The sequence below is a fragment of the Streptomyces cirratus genome, from assembly GCF_014650775.1.
Lineage (GTDB): Bacteria > Actinomycetota > Actinomycetes > Streptomycetales > Streptomycetaceae > Streptomyces > Streptomyces cirratus.
This window is the reverse complement of record NZ_BMVP01000004.1, coordinates 238,383-254,721: the sequence shown is the minus strand read 5'-3', so window position 1 is coordinate 254,721 and position 16,339 is coordinate 238,383. Positions and strand designations below refer to the sequence as shown.

Sequence of the window (16,339 nt, the reverse complement as noted above, 5' to 3'; positions counted from 1 at the left end):
CACCTGACCAGGAACAGGACCACGATGAGCCCGACCTCCACCACCCTGGACACCACCACCTCCGTCCTCGGCGCCCCCGTGCCGCGGCGCGAAGGCAGGGAGAAGGTGACCGGCGCCGCCCGGTACGCCGCCGAACAGCACCTGCCCCGGCGGGCCCACGCCTGGCCGGTGCCCGCGACCGTCGCCCGCGGCCGGGTCACCGCCGTCGACACCGCCGCCGCCCTGGCGCTTCCCGGCGTCCTGGGCGTCCTGACCCCTTACGACGCCCCGCGCCTGGGTCCCAGCGACGACCCCACGCTCCAACTGCTCCAGGACCTGCGGGTGCCGCACCGCGGCTGGTACGTGGCGCTGGCCATCGCCGACACCCTGGAGCAGGCCCGCGCCGCCGCCGACGCCGTACGCGTCACCTACGAGGCCGAACCGCACGACGTCACCCTGCGCGAAGGGCACCCGGGCCTGTACACGCCCGAGCAGGCGAACGGCGGCTACCCCGCGCACCGTGAACAGGGCGACCCCGACGCGGCGTTCGCCGCCGCGCCCGTACGCGTCGACGTCGTCTACTCGGTGCCGCCGCTGCACAACCACGCCATGGAGCCGCACGCGGCCACCGCCGACTGGGACGCCGGGAGCGGCCACCTCACCGTCTACGACTCCTGCCAGGGCACCACGGTGGTGCGAAGCGTCCTGGCCGGGCTGTTCGAATTGCCCGAGGACCGCATCACCGTCCTGTCCGAGCACGTCGGCGGCGGCTTCGGCTCCAAGGGCACCCCGCGCCCCCACGTCGTCCTCGCCGTCATGGCCACCCGGCACTGCGGACGCCCCGTCACCCTCGCGCTGCCCCGGCAGCACATGGCCGCCGTCGTCGGCCACCGCGCGCCCACCCTGCACCACGTGCGGCTGGGCGCCCGCCCCGACGGCACCCTCACCTCCCTCACCCACGAGGTCACCACCCACACCTCGCAGATCCGCGAGTTCGTCGAACAGGCGGCCGTGCCCGCCCGCGTCATGTACGCCGCCCCGGACAACCGCACCACCCACCGCGTCACCGCGCTCGACGTCCCCACGCCCTCGTGGATGCGGGCCCCCGGGGAAACCCCCGGCATGTACGCCCTGGAGTCGGCCATGGACGAACTGGCCGACGCCCTCGGCATGGACCCCGTCGAGCTGCGCGTACGCAACGACGCGGCCACCGAGCCCGACAGCGGCCGCCCGTTCAGCAGCCGCCACCTCGTGGAGTGCCTGCGCGACGGCGCACGCCGCTTCGGCTGGCCCGGCCGCCGTCCGCCCCGCCACGAGGGGCCGCTCCTGATCGGGGCCGGCGTGGCCGCCGCGACCTACCCCGTGTACATCGCCCCCGCGGGCGCCCGGGCCCACGCCCGCCCCGACGGGAGCTACCTCGTCGAGGTCAATGCCACCGACATCGGCACCGGCGCCCGTACGGTCCTCTCCCAGATCGCCGCCGACGCCCTGGGCGTCCCGCTCGACTCCGTCTCGGTGGCCATCGGCAACAGCTCGCTGCCCGCCGGCCCCGTCGCGGGCGGCTCCACCGGAACCGCGTCCTGGGGCTGGGCGGTGCACGACGCCTGCTCCGCCCTGACCGACCGGCTGGCCGGCCACCACGGGCCGCTGCCCGCCGCCGGGCTCTCCGCGTCCGCCGACACCACCCAGTCGGCGAAGCAGAAGTCCCCCTATGCGCGCCACGCGTTCGGGGCGCACTTCGCCGAGGTCCAGGCGGACACCGTCACCGGCGAGGTACGCGTGCGCCGACTGCTCGGCGTCTTCGCCGCCGGCCACATCCTCAACCCGCGCACCGCCCGCTCCCAGCTGGTCGGGGGGATGGTGATGGGGCTGGGCATGGCGCTGACCGAGCACAGCGCCCTCGACCCGGCGTTCGGCGACTTCGCGGAGCGGGACCTGGCCGCCTACCACGTGCCGGCGAACGCCGACGTCCCCGCCATCGAGGCCCACTGGATCGACGAGCACGACAAGCACCTCAACCCGATGGGCAGCAAGGGCATCGGGGAGATCGGCATCGTGGGCACCGCCGCGGCCATCGGCAACGCGGTGTGCCAGGCCACCGGCCGGCGCTTCCGCGAACTGCCCCTGACCCCGGACCGGGTCCTCGCCGCCCTCGAAGGCGAGCCGACGACGGCGGCCGGCGCCGCCGGATGACAGCCGGACGTACCCCGGCCGCCGCGCGGCGGCGTCAGTCGCAGGACAGCGCCTGGAGCAGGTCGCCGACGGCCGGGTCCGGCAGGACCCGGGCCCCCTCGGCCCGGGCGACCATCCCGGAGGGCCGGGCACTTGCGCATGGTGCGCAGGATCCCTTCCGCGTCGTCGTCCGCCGTCCCACCTCCGGCGCCCACCCGCTCCGGCATCCCTCGGCGCATCCGGGCGCCGCCCGGCGGCAGGCCCCACGAGACCACACCCGACCGAACGAGAAAGGGCACTCCCATGTCCGCTCCCCCCGCAAGCGCGGCGCGCCGGCCCACCACGGCCGTGGTCACCGGAGCCGATTCCGGGATCGGCCGGGCGACCGCCGTGCGACTCGCGGCCGCCGGGCTGGACGTCGGCATCACCTGGCACACCGACGAGGAGGGCGCCCGGGCCACGGCCGCCGAAGTGCGGGGCCACGGGCGCAACGCGGTCGTCGCCCGCCTCGACCTCACCGAGCTGCCCGGCGCCGCCGACGTGATCGACGCCCTCGCCGACGACCTCGGCCGGATCGACGTACTGGTCAACAACGCGGGCACCGGAACCGCCGAGCCGTTCCTCGACATCGGCCTCGACCGGCTCCGCCAGGTCCTGGACGTGGACCTGGCCGGACCGTTCCTCTGCTCCCAGCGTGCGGCGCGGCGCATGATCGACCAGGGCGACGGCGGCCGCATCGTCAACGTCACCTCGGTGCACGAACACCAGCCGCGCGTCGGGGCCGCCCCCTACTGCGCGGCAAAGGGCGGCCTCGGGCTGCTCACCCAGGTGATGGCGCTGGAACTCGCCGAGCACGGGATCACCGTCAACTCCGTCGCGCCCGGCGAGATCGCCACGCCGATGACCGGCCAGGAGGACCAGGACGTGCGCCGCGAGCGCCGGCCGGGCGTACCGCTGGGCCGCCCCGGGGACGCCCGGGAGGTGGCCGCGGTCATCGCCTTCCTCGCGGGCGAGGACGCCTCCTACGTCACCGGCGCCTCGTGGGCGGTGGACGGCGGCATGCTCCGCATGGGCCCGATGGCCGGCTCCCACCTGGAGAGCGACCGCTGGCGCACCCCCTGACCGCCCCGGCGCCCGCGCCGCTCCGGCCCCCGGACGGGGGCGGCGAGGTTTCACCGCCCCCCGATGGGCAGACGCCGGGCATGCACGCACACAACCCCGACCCCGATCCGAAGAACACCCCCGGACTCGAACCGGGTGGCGGAGTACCGCCCGGCGAGACCCCGCCGGCAGAGGCCAGCACCAGCTCCGGCGCCGGGCCCTACCGCCCGCTGAAGCGCGGCTGGGGCAACGGACCGCTGGTGGCCATCTGCGTCGTCGCCGTTCTTGGTGCGGCCTTCTTCCTCGCCTACGCGATCGTCCTCGTCACTCGGTGAACGACTGCCCTCCACCGCCGGGCCACCGGCCCTGACGGAGGTTCCTACCAGGCTGGGTTCCCTGATCAGGGGGGTAGTTCCGCTCCGGGGCCACCGCCGTGCCATGCTCAAAGGGTGCAGGCCGAATCCGCGGTTCCCCAAGACGGCGCGGTACCCGAACCGCTCGCGCCGACGGCTTCCGACGACGGCGCGGCGCCCGAGGTGCTGGCGCTGGCCAAGGTCGTGGCCCGGCTCCGCACGGAGATCGCGAGCCTGGAGGCGCTGGCTTCCACCGCGGCCGTGCTGGAGCGGGCCAAGGGCGGACTGATGGTGCGCCGGGAGCTCTCGGCCGACGAGGCGTACGAGGCGCTGGTGGAGTCTGCCGAGCGGCACGGCCGCACCCTCATGGAGGAGTGCTGGATCACCCTGGGATCCAGCCGCTCCCAGCGCGTCCCCGAGCCCGCTCCGGCCCCTGTCCTGCTGCCCTCCGAGGGGCCGGGGGAGACCGGATCGGTGTTCAGCTCCGGCCGCTACCTCACCCGCGGCCGCCGGGCCGGCTCACTTCCCGCGGTCGTAACGGACGCCCCCGGCGCACGCCGGCTGCTGGCCGCGCTGGCCGGCCGGCTGGCGGACGCGCGGACCGCCGACGACGTCGCCGAGTTCCTGCGCGAGGGCCTGGCCGACGCCCTCGGCGTCGACGGCGTGATGATCTACTCGATGGCCGAAGCCGGCCGGCTGGAGCTGACCGGTCACGCGGGCATCGACCGGGACGTCGTGGGTCAGTGGCGCGACATCCCGCCCCTGGCGAACATCGCCGCGGTGGACGCCGTGACCGGTGAGGAGCCCGTCTGGCTGGAAGACGCGGCCGCGGATGCCGAGCGCTACCAGCTCATCGGCGGCGACGCGCGCAGGTGGCCCACGCGCGCGTGGATCCCCGTAGCGGCCGCCGGCGGTCCGGCCGACCTCGCCGTGGGCTTCTTCCGCGGCCGGCCCGGGCCCTTCGACCCGCAGGCGCGCACCGTGCTCCTCGAGGCCGCGGCGCTGTGCGCCGGTCCCCTGCACGCCGTCCACAGCCCCCTCACCGTCCCCCCGGACCACGAGGTGGCCGCCATCCAGGCCGTCTTCGAGGCGCTGCCCGGCACGGCGATCCTGCTCTCGCCCCTGCGCACCGCGACGGGCGAGGTGGAGGACTACCGGATCGACGCGGCCGCCCCCGATTCGGTGGACGTCGCGGGCCGCCGGGGCAAGGAACTCATCGGCCGGCGCGTCCTGGAGACGTACCCCACCGTGGCCGGCACGGCCCTGTGGCAGGGCTACCTCGACGCCCTGACGACCGGGACGACGTACGTCGGCGAACCGTTCGCGTACCAGGAGGTGGTCGCGGGCGTACCCGAGCAGTCCACCTACTCCGTTCGGGCGACCCGGCTGGGCCGGCGGCTCGTCGTCACCTGGATCCGTCACGACGTCACACAGCGCGAGGCACGCCGGCTGGCGGCCATGGAGCGCCTGGGCAACCTCGGCTGGGCCGACTGGAACCTGGTGACGGACACCATCAACTGGTCCGACCACGTCTACGCCATCTTCCGCCGTGACCCGGAGCTGGGTCCCATGACGCTGGAGGAGCTGCCCGGACACCTGCTGCCCGACGACCTGCCCGCCCTCGGCGCGGACGTCGAGCGGCTGCTGCGCGACGGGGCCCCGATCGACCGGCAGTTCCGCATCGTGGTCCCGGACGGAATCCGGCACCTGCGCATCGTCGCCGAAGCCGAGACGGACGCCGAGGGCACCCCGGTGGAGGTGCACGGCTTCTTCCAGGACCTCACGGCGCAGCGCGACGCCGAACTGGCCCTGCGGGAGAGCGAACGGGCCGTACTCGTCCAGCGGGGCATGCTCCAGGCCGAACGCACCCTCGCCGCACGCCTCCAGCACGCCCTGCTGCCGACGCCGGAACGGTCGATGGACCTCGCCGGGCTGCGCGTCGACGTGGCCTACATGCCCTCCGACAGCGGGGTGAACGTCGGCGGCGACTGGTACAGCGCCATCGAACTCCCCGACCACAGCGCCCTCTTCGTCGTCGGTGACGTCGCCGGACACGGACTGGACGCGGTCGGCACGATGGCCCAGCTCAGGTTCACGGCCAAGGGCATGATCGTCACCGGCTCGGCGCTCGCCGACGCCCTGACCCGGCTCAACACCCTCCTGATCCACACGCCTCCGGACGGGCTCGGCGCCTCCGCCACCGCCACCATGATCATGGCCCGCTACCTGCCGCGGGAGCAGCGGCTGTCCTGGGTGCGTGCCGGACACCTGCCGCCCCTGCTGGTGCGCGACGGCCGCGCGCGGTACCTGCCGCTGCCCGAAGGCGGCCTGCTCGGGGCCGGGTTCGCCGGCGCCTACGAGGAGGTCTCGCTCCGCCTGGAGCCCGGCGACCACCTCCTGCTCTACACCGACGGGCTCATCGAGGTACCGGGGGAGAGCATCGACCGGGGGCTCGACCGGCTCGCGCGGGCCGCCGTCGACTGCGTGGCCGGAGAGCGGTCCGAACCGCTGGCCCGGCTGCTGGAGGCGCTGCGGCCGGGGCGGCGGGACGACGTCTGCGTCCTGGACATCCACCTGCCCGCCAACCGCGCCCCCGTGGAGGGCGGCTGACGGGCAGTAGGACCGTCCGGAGCCGTCAGGCCGATGCCGGGAAGCGCTCCCACACGCGGTGGGTGCCCAGCAGCCCGATCACCTCGGAGAGGGCCGTCGGGCCGTTCTTCGCAGTGACCAGGCCGGGCGCGCCGGCCGGCAGGCCCGCCTCCTGCCATACGGACTCGGCTCCGTCCCAGCCGCCGATCGCCTTCGCGTGCCGGAAGGCCTCCGCGACGAGCAGGAGCACCCGGGGGTCGGTGCCCGGGACGGCCGCTGCCGCCTTGCGCCCCGTCTTCTTCGCGCCGGCCTTGGCGTCCCGCGGGCCCTTCGCGTCCGCGGTGGCAGCCGGTGCGCCCGCCACCAGCAGGGCGTCGAACTCGACGGAGCGGGCATTGGCGAAGGTGCGCTGTACGGGCACGGCGTTCTTGCCGGTGCCCAGGGGCGCGGGGGTCGGCGCGATGACCAGGGGGACCATGCCGGAGTCGAGCACGCTCTGCCGCAGGGCGCGCAGTGCCTTCACGTCGCCGTCCGGTCCGGTGACGATCCCGACGACCCGCCCGTCCAGCGGCCAGGTCTGCCCGACCTGGGAGAGCGCCGGGCTCGGCTCGGGCTCGGCGAGCGGCTGCGTGGCGGCCGGGGCCGGCAGCCCCAGGCCCGCGGCGACCTGCTCGCACAGCTCCGTGTCGATGTTGGCGAGCACGCCCAGCACGCGTTGCCTGATGGTGGGCTCGTAGCACTTGCTCAGCTCGAAGGTGTAGGCCGAGATGATGTGTTCCCGCTCGACGGGCGTCATGCTGAGCCAGAACAGCCGGGGCTGGCGGAAGTGCTCCGCGAACGAGTCGGGCGCCTCGCGGACCTTGTGGGCCGCCGGTGTTTCGACCGGTACCTCGATGTAGGCGCCGGTGTCGGCCCCGGCGAGGAACGGGCAACCGCCGTCGAGGGAGTTGGGCCGGTAGGGCGCCGTCCCCGAGTGCACGGCGGTCTGGTGCATGCCGTCGCGCAGCATGTCGTTGACCGGCGCGTGCGGGCGGTTGACCGGGATCTGGGCGAAGTTGGGGCCGCCGAGCCGGCTGATCTGCGTGTCGAGGTAGGAGAAGAGCCGCCCCGCCAGCAGCGGGTCGTCCGTGATGTCGATCCCGGGCACCAGGTGACCGGGGTGGAAGGCGACCTGCTCCGTCTCGGCGAAGAAGTTCGACGGGTTCCGGTTCAGCGTCATCACGCCGATCGGCTGGACCGGCGCGAGCTCCTCCGGCACGATCTTCGTCGGGTCGAGCAGGTCGATCCCCTCGAACCTCTGGTCAGGGGTGTCGGGGAAGGTCTGGACGCCCAGTTCCCACTGCGGGTAGGCACCGGACTCGATGGCGTCGGCGAGGTCGCGCCGGTGGAAGTCGGGGTCGATGCCGTTCGTGATCTGCGCCTCCTCCCAGACCAGGGAGTGCACGCCCAGTTTCGGCTTCCAGTGGAACTTCACCAGGGTGGTCGCGCCCTTGGCGTTGACCAGCCGGAAGGTGTGGACGCCGAACCCCTCCATCATCCGGTAGGAGCGGGGGATGCCGCGGTCCGACATGTTCCACAGGGTGTGGTGCGTGGCCTCGGTGTGCAGGGACACGAAGTCCCAGAAGGTGTCGTGCGCGCTCTGCGCCTGGGGGATCTCCCGGTCGGGATGCGGCTTCCCGGCGTGGATGATGTCCGGGAACTTCACGGCGTCCTGGATGAAGAAGACCGGGATGTTGTTGCCCACCAGGTCGAAGGTGCCCTCGGAGGTGTAGAACTTCGTCGCGAAGCCCCGGGTGTCGCGGACGGTGTCGGCGGATCCGCGCGAGCCGAGAACGGTGGAGAACCGTACGAAGACCTCGGTCTCGGCGCCCTTCGCCAGGAAGGCCGCCTTGGTGATCCGCGCCGCCGTGCCGTACGCCTGGAACACGCCGTGCGCGGCCGCACCCCGGGCGTGGACCACGCGCTCCGGGATGCGCTCGTGGTCGAAATGGGTGATCTTCTCGCGCAGGTGGTGGTCCTGGAGCAGGACCGGCCCGCGCGGACCGGCCTTGAGCGAGTGGTCCGTGTCGTAGAGCCGGGCGCCCTGCGCGGTCGTCAGGTACGCGCCGCTCTGCGCAACCGACTCCCGGGGGACGCCGGTCGCCCGCCCGGTGGGGGTGAAGGTGTCCGGACCGCTCTGGTCCGCCTTGGGCGGCAGCGGCTCGCGGGGCTCGGTCGGCTCGTTGAGCGCCGGAGGCTCGGGCGCCGGGCGGCCGGGAGCGCCGTTGTTCTCCGCGGGGACGCCGGCCGGTTCGGCCGGAGGGGTCCTCGGAGCGCTCTTCTTCGCCACGATCGCCTTCTTCGCCTTCTTCTGAACCATTACGGATTGCCTTCCGGTCCGGTGGGTCTTGCAAAGGGGTAGGTCCTGCGGTGGGGTGTGGGCGCGGCTCACGCGGCGCTGGACTGCGGGCCGGGCGCGTCGTCCCGCGCCCGGGGCTGCGGCGGCCGCCCGGGGACGCCGGCGCCGCCGCCGGCGCGTACGGCCCCGACGACCCGGTCGTGCAGCAGGCGGCTCTGGTATCCCGACGGGCACGGGGCGGGGCTGCCGGCCACGGTGAACCACCGCTCCTCGCCGGCGTGCCGGACGGTGACGCGGGCGCGCCCGTCGGTCCAGCTCGTGTGGATGTCGAGGGTTCCCGTCAAGGCGCCCGCCTCCTGCGTCGCGACACCGCCCGGCCCTGCGGCGACGGAGTTCGTCGTCCACGATGCCCATCCCATGGTGCTGCCCTTCCTGTGCGCGTTGCCGGTGCCCCGAAGGGCGCCACCGATCGGCGGTTACCCCCTGCCGGGAAAGGCATGCGTATGGATGTATGGGCCGATATGGGAGGAAAGCGTAAGCGGCCGGGAAGCGGGTAGCGGCTCAACGTGGCCGCTTCGCGCACGGCGTCCGGGAAGAGGGCGGCTCGTCCCCGAGGGGCGGGCGCCGCCGCTTTGCTGGGCGCCGCACTCCTCGCCACGGGTCTGCTGAGTGGTTGCGGAACGCCGGGAGTGCGCGAGGACGACGCGCGGGCGGCCGCCGCCGACTTCGAAAGGGCGCTGGGCGCGAAGGACTTCACGGGCGCGTGCGCCCGCCTCGCCCCCCAGACCCGCGAAGAGGTGGAGGACTCCGAGGGGAAGGGCTGCGCGGACGCCGTCCCGGGCCTCTCCCTGCCCGTCGTCGGCGGCCCGGTACGGGTCACGGTGTACGGGCGCCAGGCGCAGGTCGCCGGGCCGGGCGACACCTTGTTCCTGTCCCTGTTCGACCACGGTTGGAAGGTGGTCGCCGCGGGCTGCGAACCCCGGCCGGGACAGCCGTACCAGTGCACGGTGAAGGGCGGATGAGGACGATGCGGACCCTGTTCGTGCTGTGTCTGCTCGTGGTGGTGGGCGGGGTCGTCTACTTCAGCGCCCTGGGCCTGATGCACCGGTGACCCCGATCGGTCCTTTCCGCCGGATAGTGGAGGAGTCGCCGGTATGCGCCGCTTCATCCGGGAGAATTCGCTCACGCTGGCGTTCGGACTCGCCTTCCTGCTCGCCCTCGTCGGTCAGGCCCTCGCGGGCTGGGCCGACTTCGACAACCAGCTCGCCACCGACGGCCTCCAGCAGGTCGGGTTCCTCGCTTATCTGGCGTCCTCCGACTTCGCGGTCGACGTGGCGGAGAACTGGCAGTCCGAGTACCTGCAGTTCTTCCTCTTCATCTCCGCCACCGTGTGGCTGGTGCAGCGCGGCTCACCGGAGTCCAAGGAACTGCACAAGGCGGGCACCGAGTCGGACGCGGAGCAGAAGGCGGGCCGCCACGCCGACGCGCGATCGCCGCACTGGGCCGGCGTGGCGGGGTGGCGGGGTGGCGTGTACTCGCGCTCCCTGGGCATCGTCATGGCCCTGTTCTTCCTGCTCTCCTGGCTCGCCCAGTCCATCGCCGGCACCGCCGCCTACGACGAACGGCAGCTGCGCGCCCTCCAGGACCCCATCGCCTGGCACCAGTACGTGGCCTCGGCGGACTTCTGGTCGCGGACCCTGCAGAACTGGCAGTCGGAGTTCCTGGCCGTGGCGTCCATGGCCATCCTCTCCGTCTACCTGCGCCAGCGCGGGTCCCCCGAATCCAAGCCCGTGGGGGCACCGCACGACGCCACCGGCGTGGAGGGGTGACCCGTCCCGCAGGGGTTCCCTCCCGTACGGGTCCCCTCCCTCACCGGCCCGTCACGGCCACGACGGCTCCAGGCGCGGCACCACCACCAGCTCGGAGACCACGCTCCCGGCCGGCGCCGACAGCGCGTACAGCACGGTGTCGGCGACGATGTCCGGGCTCTGGAGCATCGACACGTCGGCGTCCGGGAAGCGCTCCATGATGAACGGGGTCTGCATCCCGCCCGCGATGACGCCGGTGACACCGATCCCCGGGCAGTCCCGCTGGGCCTCCTTGAACAGGGTGTGCGTGAACGCCCGCAGCCCCGACTTGCTCGCCGAGTACGGGCCCGCCTCGGTCCAGGTGCGGTTGGACGCCGTGGAGAGGATGTTGACGATGTGGCCGCCGCCCCGGGCCACCATGCGCCGGTAGACCTCCAGGCACAGGTACATCGGCCCGAGCAGGTTCGTGGTGACCACCCGGGTCACTTCCGGAGCCGTCAGATGCTCGATGGGCTTGGAGACGTCCACGGCGGCGTTGTTCACCAGGACGTCCAGCGCCTGCCCGTCCGCGTCGAGATCGCGGAACAGGGCCGCCACCGCCCCGGCGTCACAGACGTCCAGCTCCACGAACCGGGCCTCGCAGCCGGCCACCACCAGATCGGCGCACAGCTCCTGCGCCAGGTCCTTGCGGACGTCCGCCACCAGGACGGACGCTCCCGCCCCCGCCAGGCGCCGGGCGATCGAGGCGCCCAGCCCGCGAGCCCCTCCGGTGACCAGTGCCCGCTTGCCGTGCAGTTCGACCTGTACCCGACTCTCCATCTCCTGCCCTTCCTCGCCCGGTACCGGTCGCGCTGGGTGAGCGTCCGGTCGCCCGTCGTCTCCCACTGTGGGTGCGACCCGCCCACCGGGCACGCCGGACTAGGCCGCCTGCGGCCGCGCGCCGGTGACCGGGGCCACAGCGCGGCGCCCCCGGACGCACGGGGCGGTTCCTGTGATGAAACCCACCAGAAGTCCACGGGCCTTACCGGGCAAGGGAGTCGGACGCACCCGGCGGACGGGGGACGCGGCTCACGCCCCGGCGGTGGTCCGCGTCTGCCACGATGTTCCGTCGGGACCGCACCGCCAGCGCCGCAGCACCGCCTGGGCCGGTGCGCCGGCCGCGCGGCTCGCGCGCACCCAGCCCGAACCGCCGCCCCCGGCCGTCCCACCCGGCCGCTCCACCCAAGCCTGCCGAGCCCCGGGCTGCTCCCACGAAGAAACCGACTGTGCCCTCCTCGACGACGCCCCTCGTGCCCGGCCCCCGCCCCGCGCCGGACGCCGCCCAGCCCTCCTCCACGTCCGCCTCCCGCTCCCCGTGGCGCTCCCTGCGTTACCGCAGCATGCGCTGGTGGTCCGTGGCCAACTTCGTCTCCAACGCCGGAACCTGGACGCAGTTGACGGTCCAGAACCTGCTGGTGCTCCAGATCACGGGCTCCGCGGCCGCCACCGGACTGTCCATGTCCGTCCAGGCGGCCCCCGGCCTGCTGATGGGCCTGGCCGGCGGCGCCGCCGTGGACCGCTGGCCCCGCAAGCTGACCGCCGCCGTCAGCCAGGCCCTGCTGGGCGCCGTCGCGTTCCTGACGGCGTTCCTCGTCGCGTTCGACCAGCTCAACCTGGCCGTCCTCATGGTCCTCGCCGCCACCACCGGGCTCATCGCCACCGTCGACGGCCCGGCCTGCGCCCTGCTCGGCAACGACCTCGTCCGCACCGAGGACGTCCCCTCCGCCATCGGCGTCGGCTCCCTCGTGCACAACGCCGGACGCCTCGCGGGAGCGGCCCTCGCCGGGGTCACGGTCGCCGTCCTCGGCACCGGCGCCGCCTACGCCGCCAACGGCGTGTCCTTCCTGTTCGTCGCCGCCGTCATCCCCTTCCTCAAGGCGGCCCGGCAGAGCGGCCCCGCCGCCGTGCCGTCCGCCGCAGCTCCCACCGCTCCCGCCGCTCCCGCCGTGCCGGAGAGCCGGGATGCCGGTGAGGGCATGAGCGCCCGCGAGGGCCTGACGTTCTTCCTGCGCCGGCCCCGCCTCGTCGCCCTCGCCGGCATCAGCGGCCTCAGCGCCCTGCTGGGACGCAACTACGGCCTGACCCTCGTCGTGCTCGTCACCGGCCCCCTCGCCGGCGACGCCGCGGCCTTCGGCACGGTCTCCACCGTCCTCGCCGTCGGCGGCATCCTGGGCGCGGTGCTCGGCGCCCGGCTGCGCAAGCCCACGGTGCGCTTCGTCGGCGTACTGGCCGCCGCCGGGGCGCTGCTCCAGGTACTCGCCGGGCTGTCGCCCTCGCTCGCCGTGCTGCTGGTGCTCGTCCTGCCGATGGCGGTGGCCGAGTCGGTGTCGGAGACGGCCGGGACCACGGTCCTGCAGACCGACCCGCCCGCCCACATGCGCGGGCGCGTGCTCGGCGTGTGGAGCACCGTGAAGACCCTCTGGGGCCTCGCCGCGCCCCCGACGCTCGGCCTGCTGATGGAGCTGGCCGGGGTGCGGGGCGCCCTCGTCGCGGGCGGCCTGGTCGTCTTCACCGTCCTCACCGCGGGCCTGCTGCTGCGCGGCCGCGGCAACGCCCCCGTCGTGGTCCCGGCGACCGGCGCGGTGCTCACGCCGGTCCACTCGGGCCTGGAGGCCGCGGCCTGACGCCGTCAGCCGGCCGGGGCCGGGGCCGGGGCCGGGGCCGGGAGGCCGCGCACCGCCTCGACGACCTCCTCCACGGTGATCCTCAGCAGCCGGGGATCGGGCAGCGAGCCGTGCGCGTCGCCCGGCCGCAGGGCGTCCTCACCCGGCCCCGGGTGCCACAGGACGCGGTGCCGGGCGCTCGGGGGCGGCCCCCACAGCCGGGGCGCCACGGGCCCGAACAGCACCACGGACGGTGTCCCGAGGGCCGTCGCGAGGTGCGCGAGACCCGTGTCCCCCACCACCAGGCAGCGCGCACCCGACACGAGTGCGCACAGCTCCGCGAACGGCACGTCGTCCGTGCCGCCCAGCACCGACCCGGGCGGCAGCCCCGCCTCCTGTGCCACCCGCCCGGCCAGCCGCGCCTCGCCCACGCCCGCCGTCACCACGACCTCCTCGCCCGAGGCCCGCAGCGTGCGCGCCACGGACGCGAACCGCTCCAGGGGCCACCGCCGGGCCCCGGCATCCGCACCGGGATGGATCACTACGGCCCCCGCCGCCGGCGACGGGCCGTCCGGCGCCGGGATCCGCAGGTCCTCGGGGTCGGCCCGGACCCCGTACCAGCCCAGCAGCCGGCACCAGCGCTCCCGCTCGTGCTCGTCCGCCAGCCACTCGGGGCCCTCGATGTCCGGCGTCTCGGGATGCCGGTAGGCGAAGAGCCGCCCCGGCCGCAAGCGCTGGAGCAGCAGGTGGCTCGGGGGGCCGTTGCCGTGCAGGTCCACGGCCAGCTCCGGCGGCGGCCCCTCCCACGCCAGCGCGTCGGGCACCGCCCGGCCGGGAGCCGAGGCGGGCAGCAGCCGGTCCACCAGGCCGGTGCCGGCCGCGGCCTGCGCCAGCCTGGCGGGCGCCGCCAGCACGATGTCCCGGCCGGGCAGGGCACCGCGCAGCGCCCGCAAGGAGGGCACGGCGGTCAGCAGGTCCCCCAGCCCGAGGGCCCGCAGTACCAGCACCGCGGGCCGGGGCGGGTTCCCGCGGGTGGTGTCGCGCAGGTGGTGGCTCATGAGGACCTCCCGGGGAAGCGGGCGCACGTCACGGCGTCGTCGGGGCCAGGGGCAGGGTGGCCCGGGCCGCCCGGTGGGCGAGCGAGGTGGTGGAGCGGCCGTCGAGGTACGGCAGGACGACCGCCTGGCCGCCCCACTGCCGCAGCACCTGCGCCTCCGGGAGCTCCCCGGCCGAGTAGTCGCCGCCCTTGACCCACACGTCGGGCCGCAGCCGCTCCAGCAGCCGCTCCGGGGTGTCCTCCTCGAACGGCGCGACGGCGTCGACGCTGCCGAGGGCCCCCAGCACCCGCATCCGGTCCGCGAGCGGGTTCAGCGGCCGCCCGGGCCCCTTGAGGCGGCCCAGCGAGGCGTCGGAGTTGACGCACACGATCAGGCAGTCGCCGATCCGCCGGGCGCTTTCCAGCAGCCCCACGTGCCCGGCGTGCAGCAGGTCGAAGCAGCCGCCCGTGGCCACCACCGTGCCGCCGCGCGCCCTGACGTCCCGGGCCAGCGCGAAGGCGTCCCGCTCCCGGTCCCGCCGCGTGGCCTCCGCGGGACCCGTCTGCCACAGCGCACGGTTGCCCGCCCCGCCGGCCGCGACGAAGGCGGCCGCCTCGGCCACCCCCCGCTCCACCGCCTCCTCCGGCAGCGCCCCGTCCGCCAGCGCCGCAGCCGTCGCGGCGGCGAAGCAGTCGCCCGCCCCGCACGGGTCGCCCTCGGCGCGGTACGGCGCGGGGACCAGCATCGGCGTCTGGGCGCCGGGCCGCGTCAGCAGCACCCCGCGCTCGCCCAGGGTCACCGCCACCGCGGCGGCCCGCCACAGGTCCGCCAGCTCGGCGCCGCGCTGCGCGTACGCCCGCAGGGAGACCCCCTCGACGCCGCTCAGCGCCCGGGCCTCGGACGCGTTCGGCGTGACCAGGCGGGCCCCGGGGACCGGGTCCTCCCCCTTGGGGTGCGGATCCCACACCAGCGGGACCCGCGGGGCCACCGCCTCCAGCAGCTCGCGTACGGCGCGCGCGGTCTGCCGCCCGTAGTCGGCGACGAGCACGGTCCCCGCCTGCTCCAGGGCTTCGCGTACCGCGCGGGCCGGGGAACCGGGGGTGCCGCCCCCGCGGTCGATGCGGACCAGGGGGCGCCCGCCGGCCAGGACGCGGGTCTTGACCGGGAGTTCGCCGTCGAGCGGGATCTCCACCACCCGGACCCGCCCGCGCAGTGCGCTGCGTACGGTTTCGCTCGCCTCGTCGTCGCCCAGCGCGGTGACCAGGACCACCTCGCGGCCGCCGCGCGCCGCCAGTGCGGCCGCGAGCCCCGCCCCGCCGGGCCGCCGCCGCTCGCCCGTGACGTCGACGACCGGCGCCGGGGCGTCGGGGGAGAGGCGGGTGGCGACGCCCTCGATGTCCTCGTCCAGCAGGGCGTCGCCCACCACCACCAGCGGCTGGTGCCCGCTCACGGCAGCCGCCGGAAAACGGGTACCGCCCCGGACCGCTTCGGCCCGGCGGCGCGTTCGCGGCCGCGGGCCGCCGCCGGGCGAGCGCCCCCGGGGGTGCCGGCGGCGGAGTCGAACGCCTCGCACAGCAGGTGCACCGCGACGAGGTGGGTCTCCTGCACGGTGGCGGTGGCGGGCGCGTCGACGTGCAGCGCCTCGTGCGCGGCCTCGGCCAACGGGTTCGGCCCGGGACCGGTCATCGCCCACACCTCCATCCCGGCGGTACGGCCCGCTATGGCGGCCGAGATGAGGTTGGGGCTGCGGCCCGAGGTGGACAGCAGCACGAGGACGTCACCCGGGCGGCCGTGCGCCGCCACCTGGCGGGCGAACACCTGGTCGAACCCGTAGTCGTTGCCGATGGCGGTGACGCTGGAGGTCTCCGCGTGCAGGGCGATGGCCGAGTAGGCCGGGCGTTCCTGCCGGTAGCGCCCCACCAGTTCGGCGGTCAGGTGCTGGGCCTGGGCGGCGCTGCCGCCGTTGCCCGCGGCCAGCAGCCGCCCGCCCGCGGGGAGTACGGACGCGAGCCGGGCGCCCCAGTCGCCGAGCCGGCCGAGGCCGTGGCTGCGCAACCGGTCCAGGGCGTCCTGGAGCGACTGGCAGTGCCGGTGCGCGCCGTCGAGTGCGAAGTGATCGGTCATGGCGGCCGGGGAGCGGCCAGGCCCGGGGGCCGCGGCCGTACCCGTCCCTCCTTCGGTAGTCGGTGGTGCGCGGTCGGGTCCGGACGGGGTGGAGGAGCACAGCCGAGCCGGAGCACAGGCTGCGGGTCCGCCCGAGGTACGAGGGCGGGCACGCGGCCGGAGCGGTAGCAAGGCGGAGCTCGACCGGGGATGGGGC

At 75.0% G+C, this 16,339-nt stretch carries 13 protein-coding genes; 7 read left to right on the top strand and 6 right to left on the bottom strand.

Annotated features, from left to right (window positions below):
* The first annotated feature begins 24 nt into the window (after nucleotides 1–24).
* The 4 genes from IE207_RS13830 to IE207_RS13815 all read left to right on the top strand — a co-directional run bounded on the left by IE207_RS13830 (nucleotide 25) and on the right by IE207_RS13815 (nucleotide 6,215).
* Nucleotides 25–2,172 carry a xanthine dehydrogenase family protein molybdopterin-binding subunit gene (locus tag IE207_RS13830; protein WP_190184445.1) on the top strand — a complete coding sequence of 716 codons (2,148 nt, stop codon included), beginning with the start codon at nucleotides 25–27 and terminating at the stop codon, nucleotides 2,170–2,172.
* 282 nt (nucleotides 2,173–2,454) lie between these two features.
* Entirely contained in the window at nucleotides 2,455–3,273 is an 819-nt protein-coding gene (locus tag IE207_RS13825) for an SDR family oxidoreductase (RefSeq protein ID WP_190184444.1), read from the top strand.
* Between the two features lie 80 nt (nucleotides 3,274–3,353).
* Nucleotides 3,354–3,587: a DUF6480 family protein gene (locus IE207_RS13820; protein WP_190184443.1), complete on the top strand. Its 234-nt coding sequence runs from the start codon at nucleotides 3,354–3,356 to the stop codon at nucleotides 3,585–3,587.
* Between the two features lie 114 nt (nucleotides 3,588–3,701).
* A complete protein-coding gene (locus IE207_RS13815; RefSeq protein WP_229873704.1) occupies nucleotides 3,702–6,215 on the top strand; it encodes a SpoIIE family protein phosphatase in 2,514 nt (837 codons plus the stop codon).
* A gap of 25 nt (nucleotides 6,216–6,240) precedes the next feature.
* Here IE207_RS13815 and IE207_RS13810 read toward each other — a convergent pair whose 3' ends face one another.
* Together IE207_RS13810 and IE207_RS13805 are read right to left on the bottom strand one after the other, a co-directional pair.
* Complete coding sequence (locus IE207_RS13810; protein ID WP_190184442.1) at nucleotides 6,241–8,553, bottom strand: catalase; 2,313 nt, start codon at nucleotides 8,551–8,553, stop codon at nucleotides 6,241–6,243.
* Between the two features lie 68 nt (nucleotides 8,554–8,621).
* Nucleotides 8,622–8,951, bottom strand: a complete 330-nt coding sequence (locus tag IE207_RS13805; RefSeq protein ID WP_229873703.1) for a hypothetical protein — start codon at nucleotides 8,949–8,951, stop codon at nucleotides 8,622–8,624.
* A gap of 270 nt (nucleotides 8,952–9,221) precedes the next feature.
* On the opposite strand from IE207_RS13805, the gene IE207_RS13800 reads away from it, so the two are divergent.
* Together IE207_RS13800 and IE207_RS13795 are read left to right on the top strand one after the other, a co-directional pair.
* Nucleotides 9,222–9,554, top strand: coding sequence for a hypothetical protein (locus IE207_RS13800; RefSeq protein WP_229873702.1), 333 nt, complete (start codon nucleotides 9,222–9,224; stop codon nucleotides 9,552–9,554).
* 132 nt (nucleotides 9,555–9,686) lie between these two features.
* Nucleotides 9,687–10,361: a DUF6766 family protein gene (locus tag IE207_RS13795; RefSeq protein WP_190184441.1), complete on the top strand. Its 675-nt coding sequence runs from the start codon at nucleotides 9,687–9,689 to the stop codon at nucleotides 10,359–10,361.
* 51 nt (nucleotides 10,362–10,412) lie between these two features.
* Here the strand turns inward: IE207_RS13795 and IE207_RS13790 are convergent, their stop codons facing one another.
* Entirely contained in the window at nucleotides 10,413–11,159 is a 747-nt protein-coding gene (locus tag IE207_RS13790; RefSeq protein WP_190184440.1) for an SDR family oxidoreductase, read from the bottom strand.
* A 560-nt stretch (nucleotides 11,160–11,719) separates the two neighbouring features.
* Between IE207_RS13790 and IE207_RS13785 the strand changes: the two genes are divergently transcribed.
* Nucleotides 11,720–13,003 carry an MFS transporter gene (locus tag IE207_RS13785; protein WP_229873744.1) on the top strand — a complete coding sequence of 428 codons (1,284 nt, stop codon included), beginning with the start codon at nucleotides 11,720–11,722 and terminating at the stop codon, nucleotides 13,001–13,003.
* Nucleotides 13,004–13,008: 5 nt separating this feature from the next.
* Here the strand turns inward: IE207_RS13785 and IE207_RS13780 are convergent, their stop codons facing one another.
* From IE207_RS13780 to IE207_RS13770, 3 genes are read right to left on the bottom strand one after another with little or no spacing between them, the layout of a single operon-like run.
* Nucleotides 13,009–14,040, bottom strand: coding sequence for a glycosyltransferase family 9 protein (locus tag IE207_RS13780; protein WP_190184438.1), 1,032 nt, complete (start codon nucleotides 14,038–14,040; stop codon nucleotides 13,009–13,011).
* Nucleotides 14,041–14,068: 28 nt separating this feature from the next.
* Complete coding sequence (gene rfaE2, locus IE207_RS13775) at nucleotides 14,069–15,469, bottom strand: D-glycero-beta-D-manno-heptose 1-phosphate adenylyltransferase (protein ID WP_190184437.1); 1,401 nt, start codon at nucleotides 15,467–15,469, stop codon at nucleotides 14,069–14,071.
* Nucleotides 15,466–16,143: a D-sedoheptulose-7-phosphate isomerase gene (locus IE207_RS13770; RefSeq protein ID WP_190184436.1), complete on the bottom strand. Its 678-nt coding sequence runs from the start codon at nucleotides 16,141–16,143 to the stop codon at nucleotides 15,466–15,468. Before IE207_RS13770 ends, rfaE2 begins: the two co-directional genes overlap by 4 nt.
* Nucleotides 16,144–16,339: the final 196 nt, after the last annotated feature.

What these genes read in the sequence shown, in the direction of transcription:
- IE207_RS13830 (WP_190184445.1), top strand. Translation starts at nt 25, where the DNA reads ATGAGCCCGACCTCCACCACCCTGGACACCACCACCTCCGTCCTCGGC.
- IE207_RS13825 (WP_190184444.1), top strand. Translation starts at nt 2,455, where the DNA reads ATGTCCGCTCCCCCCGCAAGCGCGGCGCGCCGGCCCACCACGGCCGTG.
- IE207_RS13820 (WP_190184443.1), top strand. Translation starts at nt 3,354, where the DNA reads ATGCACGCACACAACCCCGACCCCGATCCGAAGAACACCCCCGGACTC.
- IE207_RS13810 (WP_190184442.1), bottom strand. Translation starts at nt 8,553, where the DNA reads ATGGTTCAGAAGAAGGCGAAGAAGGCGATCGTGGCGAAGAAGAGCGCT.
- IE207_RS13805 (WP_229873703.1), bottom strand. Translation starts at nt 8,951, where the DNA reads ATGGGATGGGCATCGTGGACGACGAACTCCGTCGCCGCAGGGCCGGGC.
- IE207_RS13795 (WP_190184441.1), top strand. Translation starts at nt 9,687, where the DNA reads ATGCGCCGCTTCATCCGGGAGAATTCGCTCACGCTGGCGTTCGGACTC.
- IE207_RS13790 (WP_190184440.1), bottom strand. Translation starts at nt 11,159, where the DNA reads ATGGAGAGTCGGGTACAGGTCGAACTGCACGGCAAGCGGGCACTGGTC.
- IE207_RS13785 (WP_229873744.1), top strand. Translation starts at nt 11,720, where the DNA reads ATGCGCTGGTGGTCCGTGGCCAACTTCGTCTCCAACGCCGGAACCTGG.
- IE207_RS13780 (WP_190184438.1), bottom strand. Translation starts at nt 14,040, where the DNA reads ATGAGCCACCACCTGCGCGACACCACCCGCGGGAACCCGCCCCGGCCC.
- IE207_RS13770 (WP_190184436.1), bottom strand. Translation starts at nt 16,143, where the DNA reads ATGACCGATCACTTCGCACTCGACGGCGCGCACCGGCACTGCCAGTCG.